Annotated in this window: 5 protein-coding genes; all 5 read right to left on the bottom strand. The window is 40.7% G+C overall.

What is annotated here, in order from left to right; genetic code table 11:
* Positions 1 to 1,397 (bottom strand): glutamate synthase subunit beta (locus K6D58_RS06955; RefSeq protein WP_296828961.1); only part of this gene is annotated, 1,397 nt, incomplete at its 3' end.
* Positions 1,398 to 1,425: 28 nt separating this feature from the next.
* Entirely contained in the window at positions 1,426 to 5,952 is a 4,527-nt protein-coding gene (gene gltB / locus K6D58_RS06950; protein WP_296828959.1) for a glutamate synthase large subunit, read from the bottom strand.
* Positions 5,953 to 6,118: 166 nt separating this feature from the next.
* A complete protein-coding gene (locus tag K6D58_RS06945) occupies positions 6,119 to 7,306 on the bottom strand; it encodes an ABC transporter permease (protein ID WP_296828957.1) in 1,188 nt (395 codons plus the stop codon).
* A gap of 1 nt (position 7,307) precedes the next feature.
* On the bottom strand, positions 7,308 to 8,009 hold the full coding sequence (locus tag K6D58_RS06940) for an ABC transporter ATP-binding protein (RefSeq protein WP_296828955.1): 702 nt from the start codon (positions 8,007 to 8,009) through the stop codon (positions 7,308 to 7,310).
* Positions 8,009 to 9,067: an efflux RND transporter periplasmic adaptor subunit gene (locus K6D58_RS06935; RefSeq protein WP_296828953.1), complete on the bottom strand. Its 1,059-nt coding sequence runs from the start codon at positions 9,065 to 9,067 to the stop codon at positions 8,009 to 8,011. Before K6D58_RS06935 ends, K6D58_RS06940 begins: the two co-directional genes overlap by 1 nt.
* Between the last annotated feature and the right edge of the window lie 117 nt (positions 9,068 to 9,184).

The raw sequence follows: 9,184 nt of genomic DNA, 5'->3' as shown, positions 1-9,184 counted from the left end.
CCTGCAGTAAATACTTTTTCTACATCAGTGCGGTAGCTGTAACCTTCTTTTGCAAGAACAGTATTTCTCTGAGACAGAGGAGTACCAAAGGCTTTTGCAGTATATTCTTCTGCACCAAGGAAGCCTGCAGCAATAAGAATTACATCAGCAGGGAGTTCTTTTTCTGAACCCTTACGTTCGCAGAGAGTTCTTTTTCCGTCTACCATTTTGAATTCAACTTCTACAGTTGTAATTCCGTTTACCTTCCCATCCTGAACATGAACTTCTTTAATTGTAGTTTCATAAACACGAGGGTCATGTCCAAACTTATGAATGCTTTCTTCTGCACCATAATCAGTCTTAAGGACTTTAGGCCACTGTGGCCACGGATTATTTGCCTGACGTTCTTTTGGAGGACAAGGCATCATTTCTATCTGAGTAACGCTGGCAGCTCCAAGACGAATGCTTGTTCCAGTACAGTCGTTTCCTGTATCACCACCACCAAGAACAATTACATGCTTACCTTTAACGTCTACATATTTTTTGTCTTCAAGATTTGAATTAAGAAGACTCTTTGTAACTCCTTTAAGGAATTCAACTGCAGGATAGATTCCCTGAGCATCACTCCCTGGAGCTGATAAAGGACGGGCTTTTTTTGCACCACAGCAGAGGGCAACTGCATCGTATTCTTCAAGAAGCTTGTCTGCCTTTACAGAATCCTTTGATCTTCCCCCAACATCTGCACCAGTAATAAATTCAACACCTTCTTCCTTCATAAGGTTAACACGGCGGTCAATTACAGATTTGTCCAGCTTCATGTTTGGAATACCATACATAAGAAGTCCGCCGATTCTGTCATCACGTTCAAACACAGTAACATTGTGTCCGCGGCGGTTAAGAAGATCTGCAACTGCAAGGCCGGCTGGTCCTGAACCTACAACAGCAATTTTTTTACCTGAACGTACTTTAGGAATCTGTGGCTTCATGTAACCGGATTCAAAGGCCTTTTCTATGATAAAAAGTTCGTTGTCATGTACAGTTACTGCATCCTTTATGTCTCCGCCGTTTCCGCAGTTACATGCTTTTTCGCAGAGGGCCGGACAAACTCTTCCTGTAAATTCAGGAAAGCTGGATGTCTTTAAAAGCCTCCATGCTGCCATGTCAAACTGTCCCTGGTAAAGGGCATCATTCCATTCAGGAATAAAATTATGAAGAGGACAGCCTGTTACCATTCCTGCAAGTTTAATTGCACTCTGGCACATTGGAACACCACAGTTCATGCAGCGACCTGCCTGCTGGCGTCTTTCTTTTTCATCAAGGGGAGTATGGAACTCCTTAAAGTTAAGTTCACGCAAATCAGGTGCAACTGTGTTATTTTCTTTTCTTGTATATGTTAAAAATCCAGTAGGGTTTCCCATTAGTATTCTCCTGCATTTTTTAGTTTAATCAGCCGACCTTTTTCTGACCGGTTGTTGTATAAAATGCCTCAAGCACAGCCTCATCGTGATTGAGTCCCCTTTCTTCTGCCTTACCAATTTCTGAAAGCATCTTGCGGTAATCGTTAGGAATAATTTTCTTAAAGTGAGGTAAGTAAGACTGGTAATCCTTAAGGATTTTTTCTGCCAGCTGTGAGCCTGTTTCTTTAAGATGGTTTTCGATTATGCCTTTAAGAAGAGAAGCATCATGTTCATCTGTTACTTCTTCCATGCTTACAAGCTGCTTGTTAATGCGGTGGTAAAGGTCATGGTTAAGGTCAAGAACGTATGCTGTTCCTCCTGACATACCTGCGGCAAAGTTACGTCCTGTTTTTCCAAGAATAACTGCAGTTCCACCGGTCATATATTCAAGACCATGGTCGCCGCATCCTTCTGCAACAACTGTAGCTCCTGAATTACGTACACAGAATCTTTCTCCGGCAATACCGTTGATGTAAGCCTGTCCGCTTGTAGCACCAAAGAGGGCAACGTTACCTATGATAATGTTGTCTTCTGCATTACCTGCAAAGGCATCTGCTTTTTTAACAACAATTTTTCCACCGGAAAGTCCCTTACCAAGATAGTCGTTGGCATCTCCTGTAAGGCGGAGGGTAAGTCCCTTTGGAATAAAGGCACCAAAGCTCTGTCCACCTCCTCCTTCTGCGTTAACAACAAAGGAATCATCTTCAAGGCTGCTGCCGAATTTTTTCTGGATCTCGCTTCCAAGAATAGTTCCCATGGTTCTGTCTGTGGATGTTACTTTTACGCTAAACTGGCCCTTCTTATTTTTAGAAACTTTTTCAAAGGCTTTAAGAAGATCCTTAACGTCAATTGTCTTTTCAAGTCCAAAGTCGTAAACATCATTCATATCAAAGTGAGACTTTACTCCGGCTTCAGGCTTGTATCCGATGATGCGGCTTAAATCAACAAGGGCAGCTCTCTTAAATCCCTGCTTGTCTTTAAGTTTAAGAAGGTCAGTTCTTCCGCACATTTCATCAAGATTGTGAACACCAAGTTTTGCCATGTATTCCCTAAGTTCCTGGGCAATAAACTTCATAAAGTTTTCTACATACTCAGGTTTACCTGGGAAGCGCTTTCTTAATTCACTGTTCTGAGTTGCAACACCAAATGGACAGGTATCAAGATTACAAACCCTCATCATTGCACAACCCATTGTAATAAGAGGAGCTGTAGCAAAACCAAATTCTTCTGCACCAAGAAGGGCTGCAATTGCAACGTCACGTCCGCTCATAAGTTTACCGTCAGTTTCGATTACAACTCTTGAACGAAGGCCGTTCTGAATAAGTGTCTGATGTGTTTCTGCAAGACCAAGTTCCCAAGGAAGACCAGCATGATGAATTGAAGAAATTGGAGCAGCACCTGTTCCGCCGTCATGTCCTGAAATAAGGATTACCTGAGCACCGGCTTTTGCAACACCAGCTGCAATTGTTCCAACCCCTGCTTCACTTACAAGCTTAACGGAAATACGGGCAGCCCTGTTTGCATTCTTTAAGTCATAGATAAGCTGAGCAAGGTCTTCAATAGAATAAATGTCATGATGTGGTGGAGGAGAAATAAGTGAAACACCTGGAGTTGCATAACGGGTCTTAGCAATCCAAGGATAAACTTTTTTACCAGGAAGATGTCCGCCTTCACCAGGTTTTGCACCCTGAGCCATTTTAATCTGAATCTCTTTTGCACTTAAGAGATATTCTTCTGTAACACCAAAGCGGCCTGAAGCAACCTGTTTAATTGCAGAGTTTGCTTCTGTTCCAAGACGTTCAGGTTTTTCTCCACCTTCTCCGGAATTACTTTTTCCGTGAAGATGATTCATTGCAATTGCCATACAGCGGTGGGCTTCTTCAGAAATTGAACCGTAACTCATGGCACCGGTTTTAAATCTCTTTACGATTTCATCTACGCTTTCTACTTCGTTAATTGGAATCTCTTTAGCAGAAGCAAAGTCAAAGTCCAGCATAGCCCTTAAAGTGTGAGGGTGAGAATTATCGTCAACAAGACTTGTGTATTCCTTAAAGCGGCTGTAGTCTCCGCTGCGGGTTGCTTCCTGAAGGGCAATAATAACTTCCGGATTATAAAGATGGTCTTCGCAGGTAGGTCCTCTCCTGAACTTGTGATTACCTGTACTGTCCAGGTGGGTATTAACTGTAAGTCCAAGAGGATCAAAAGCGTGATTGTGATGGAAGTTTACGTCTTCTTCTATTTCTTTAAGGGTAATTCCTCCAACACGGCTTACTGTGTTAGTAAAGTATTTGTCGATTACAGATTTATCAATTCCCACAGCTTCAAAAATCTGTGCTGACTGATAAGACTGAATTGTACTGATACCCATCTTTGCAGCAATCTTTACGATACCGTTAATAATTGCCTTGTTATAATCATCAATGGCTGTGTGATAATCTTTATCAAGAAGTTTCTGATCAATAAGTTCAGCGATACATTCATGGGCAAGGTAAGGATTAATTGCACGGGCACCGTAACCTAAAATCATTGCACTCTGATGTACGTCACGGATTTCTGCACTTTCAAGAATGATAGAAACTGAAGTACGTTTCTTTGTGCGGATAAGATACTGTTCAACAGAAGATACTGCCAGTAAAGAAGGAATTGCAACATGACTTTCATCAACACCCCTGTCGCTGAGAACGATGATGTTTGCACCCTTGTGGTACTGGGCATCGATTTCGTTAAAGAGATTGTTGATGGCATTTTCTAGAGAAGTGTTCTTGTAATAAAGAAGGCTTACAGTTGCAGCCTTAAAGCCCGGTTTGTTAAGGGCCTTAATCTTCATCATGTCTACACCGGTTAAAATAGGATTGTCTATTTCCAGAACAGTGCAACTCTTGCTCTGTGGTTCAAGGAGGTTTCCATCTGTTCCAACATAAACAGTTGTATCTGTTACAATTTTTTCTCTCAGGGAATCAATAGGAGGATTTGTTACCTGAGCAAAGAGCTGTTTAAAATAGCGGAAGAGAGCCGGATGCTTTTCGCTCATAATTGCAAGAGGAGTATCAACACCCATGGCACCTGTTGGTTCAACACCATTTTTTGCCATAGGAAGAATCATTTCGTTTACATCTTCATAGTTCCAGCCAAAGGCACGGTACATAATGTCACGTTCTTCCTGAGTGTAAACAGGAATCTTTTTATTAGGAATTGCAATGTCCCTGAGGTGAATAAGATTCTGATCAAGCCATTCACCGTATGGATGCTGGCTGGCAAACTGCTTTTTACATTCTTCATCAGAAATAAGACGTTTCTGTTTTGTATCAACAAGAAGAATACGTCCAGGCATAAGACGGGATTTTACTGCGATTTGGTTTTCAGGAATATCAAGTACACCAACTTCTGAAGAAAGAATAAGGCAGTTGTCTTTTGTAATATAATAGCGGCTTGGTCTTAAACCGTTACGGTCAAGGGTTGCACCAAGAACATCACCATCACTAAAGAGAATGGCAGCAGGTCCGTCCCAAGGTTCCATCATGGTTGCCCAGTAATGATAGAAATCTTTCTTTTCTCCATTCATTGAATCATCATGCTTCCATGGTTCAGGAATACAAACCATTACTGCCAGAGGAAGAGGCATTCCGTTCATGGTAAGGAACTCAAGGGTATTATCAAGCATTGCAGAGTCAGAACCAGTCTGATCTACTGCAGGAAGAATCTTTTTAATTTCGCTTTCTGTAAATTTTTCTGAAACAAGTTTTTCTTCACGGGCAAACATTCTGTCAACGTTACCACGGATAGTATTGATTTCTCCGTTGTGGGCGATAAAGCGGTTAGGATGAGCACGCTGCCAGCTTGGATTTGTATTAGTAGAAAAGCGTGAGTGAACTATTGCAAGGGCAGAAACATATTCTTCACTCTGAAGATCATAATAGAAAGTCCTTAACTGCTGAACAAGGAACATTCCCTTGTAAACGATTGTACGGCTGGAAAAAGAAGCTACGTATGTATCAAACTTAGTCTGTTCAAACTGACGGCGGAGCATGTAAAGCTTGCGGTCAAAATCTATTCCCTTCTGACATGATTCAGGGCGTTCAATAAAACACTGCATTATGCAAGGCATACAGTCCCTGGCTTTTTTTCCAAGAACATCTGCGTTTACAGGAACTTCCCTCCAGCCTAAAAACTTCATGCCCTCTTTTTCTGTAATGGACTCCAGCATTTTCTGAGCCTGAGCACGAATAAAAGCATCCTGAGGAAAGAAAAACATTCCTACGCCATAATCACGTTCATCTTTTAATTCAATTCCAATTTTATGAGCAGCTTTCTTAAAGAAATCATGGGAAATCTGAACAAGGATTCCTACACCGTCACCGGTTTCTCCTGTAGCATCCTTTCCTGCACGATGTTCAAGTTTTTCTACAATAGAAAGTGCATTATCCACGATTTTTCTTGAAGCATGACCATCAATATTTACAACAGCTCCAATACCACAGTTGTCATGTTCAAAGCTTGATTCATACAAAGTTTTCACAGCCTAAACCTCCTGAATACAAAAAAAATGGCGTTTGACCTTAAAGACAATACGCCCTAAGGTCAAACGCCATCGTTTGTATAATTCAGTATAAATAAATTTCTTTTTTATACAAGGAGCTTAAAAAATAAGTGCCGAAAAATACAATTACACAAAATCACAGCTATCATGCAAGAGCTGCAACAGGATCAAGCTTTGCTGCACGGGAAGCAGGACTTAAACCAAAGAATATTCCTACAAAAACGGAAAATACAAAGGCTATTATGCAGGACTGCCAGCTGATAACAAAAGAAAGGGAGCGGACAAATTCAACTGCAAGACTTACGAGTATGCCTATGATTATTCCGATTGTTCCTCCCATTAAAGTTATGCTTGCTGATTCAATCAGGAACTGCTGGCGGATAACTGCCGGACTGGCACCAAGAGCCTTGCGGATTCCTATTTCCTGCCGCCGCTCTGTTACTGTAACAATCATTATGTTCATAATACCAATACCGCCTACTAAAAGAGAAATTGCAGCTATGGCAGAAAGCATAATGCTCATGGTATTTGTAATGGAACTTATCTGGTCTATTATTGTCTGCATTGAAGTTACATTAACAGAACCTTCCGTGCCGCTGACTTCTTCACAATATTCAGTAATTGTTGTTACCAGCTCAGTTGTTTTTTCTTTTGATACAGCCTGAACCATAATTGTTGCTGCATCAGGATTAGCCTTTATTTTTTTGGAATAAAAGCCTCTGGTTATATAAGCGCCTGACGTTGTGTTTTCCATACCGGAAGTCTGTTCCTTCATTACGCCGCATACCGTAAAGCTAAAGGAAACTTTGCTTACTACAACATTTACAACTTTTCCTACAGCATCACCGTTTGGAAAAAGAGATGTAGCAATTTCACTGCCGAGGATTATTTTCTGAGTACCCATTACATTATCCGTAACAGTAAAATAATCTCCAGCGCTAAGTTTAAGACCATACTCCTGCAGGTAATCTGTTTCTACAGCAGTACCGGTAATTGAAACACTTGTATCTCCGTAAGAAAGGGTCATGCTGCAGGTATTTTTGTACCAGACTTTTTTTATATTCTCTACTCTATTGAATAAATCCTGGCGGAAAGATTCATTAAACAAGAGGGAAATTGCCTCCCTCTTTTTTCTTTTAAAACCGGAAGACACGCTTACCATATCAAGCCCATTGGAACCAAAGGTATCCTGAATCTGTTGCGTTGAACTTGTACCCATGCTCATGATTACAATTACGGATGCAACACCAATGATAATTCCTAAAAGAGAAAGTATGGTACGGATTTTGTTACGCTTAAAATTTGCAAAGGCATTTATAAAATCTTCCAGCATATTAAAGCTCCTGTGGCTGCTGGGTAAAATCTTCCTGAATCAAGCCGTCAAAGATTTTTATACATCTGTTGGAAGCAGCACCAACTCTCGGGTCATGGGTTACAATTACAACTGTTGTTCCACTTTTATTAACTTCCCAGAAAAGTTTCATTACAGATTTTCCTGTTTCACTATCAAGGGCACCGGTTGGTTCATCGGCAAGAATTATTTTTGGCTTTGTAACAGTGGCACGGGCTATGGCAACCCTCTGCTTTTGTCCTCCGGAAAGTTCACTTGGATGATGATGAAGACGGTCTGACAAACCTACCCTTTCCAGAGCCTGACTTGCAAGAGTCACCCTGTCGTGATGTTCAATTCCGGCATAGCGGAGGGGAAGCATTACATTCTCAAGAACTGTCATTGAAGGTAAAAGAAAATACTGCTGAAAAACAAAACCTACTGTCTGATTTCTTAAAACAGCAAGTTCTTTTTCTGACATACGGTGAGTTTCCTTACCGTTAATTTTTACGATGCCATCTGTAGGACGGTCAAGGCAGCCAATCATATTCATACAGGTAGATTTTCCTGAACCGGAAGGCCCCATTATTGTAACAAATTCTCCCTGACTGATATTAAATGAAACATCCCTTAAGGCTTTTACTTCGGTATCACCCATAATGTAGCTGCGTTTTACATGTTCAAGACTTATAACAGATTCAGCCATTAAAAGCCCCCTGGAGGAGGTCCGCCTGCACCCATGCCTCCCATGTCATTTTTACTATCCTTACTGTTCTTTTTATTAATCTTTACTCCCCGCTGCTGACCTGATTTTGCAGCAGAAGTCTGAGCCTTAAGAACATCACCGGCCTTTACGTCACCGCTTTCTATCTTTACGTAATCAGTATCATAAGGCCTGACCATAACTTCTATTTTTTCTTCTGAATCTTTTTTTACAACGTAGGCATTTTTTCCGTCACGGCCAATGGCATATTTTTCTACGATTAAGAAATTTTCATCTGGAGAAATCTTTATCTTTCCGCTAAAAGAAAAGTTAGGGAGAATTTCTTCCGGATAAGGTGAATCAATTCTGAGGATTGCATTTACAACTGTAGCACCGCGGCTTGTTACTTCGCCAATTGCAGGCCAGCCTGTAACATAACCTTTTACAGTTTCTGAATATGCAGGAAAAGTAAATTCAACTTCCTGGTCTTTTACAAGTTTAGCTACATCTGTTTCTGCGACTTCTACTTCTGCAAGGAGATAAGAAACATCTACAAGAGTTCCAACTGAATCCTTTGCTTCAAGGGAATCACCTACGGCTACATCAATCTCTGCAATAATTCCATCAAAGGTTGCAGTAACTTTACGCTCTGTAATTTTCTGAACAAGGGAAAGCCTTTCTGTTTCCATTAAGGCAAGTTCTTTTTTTGAACCACTGATTCTTGTTGTTTCCATCTCATAGTCATGCTTGGCAAGATTGTACTGCTGGGTTGTATCATCAAGCTGAATAATCATGTCACCTTTTTTAACATGGTCTCCCTGCTTTACGTAAACGGCAACAACAGTACCATCAGAAAGAGCCTGAAGGGTCTGTTCCTGTGCTGCAGAAACTACACCTGCAACATCAATTACGTTTTCATATTTTTCCTGACGAATTTTGTAGGTTACATTACTGATGTCATCTTCTGCAAAAAAATTTCTTGCCACATGCAAAAGGACAAATAATACAATCAGGGCAATGATTGAAATAACTGCTATTTTAATTTTCTGTTTTCGCTTCATTTATAATTCTCCCAGTTCATCATCACGGACAAACATAGTTCTGGTTTCGTTATTGTAAATAATAAGTTCAAGAGCATTTATTAAAAGTTTTATGCGGTAATTTTCTTTATTAACCTG

Source organism: Treponema sp., from assembly GCF_024696245.1.
Lineage (GTDB): Bacteria > Spirochaetota > Spirochaetia > Treponematales > Treponemataceae > Treponema_D.
The sequence above is the reverse complement of the archived record's forward strand: the minus strand, read 5'-3'. Positions and strand labels throughout refer to the sequence as shown.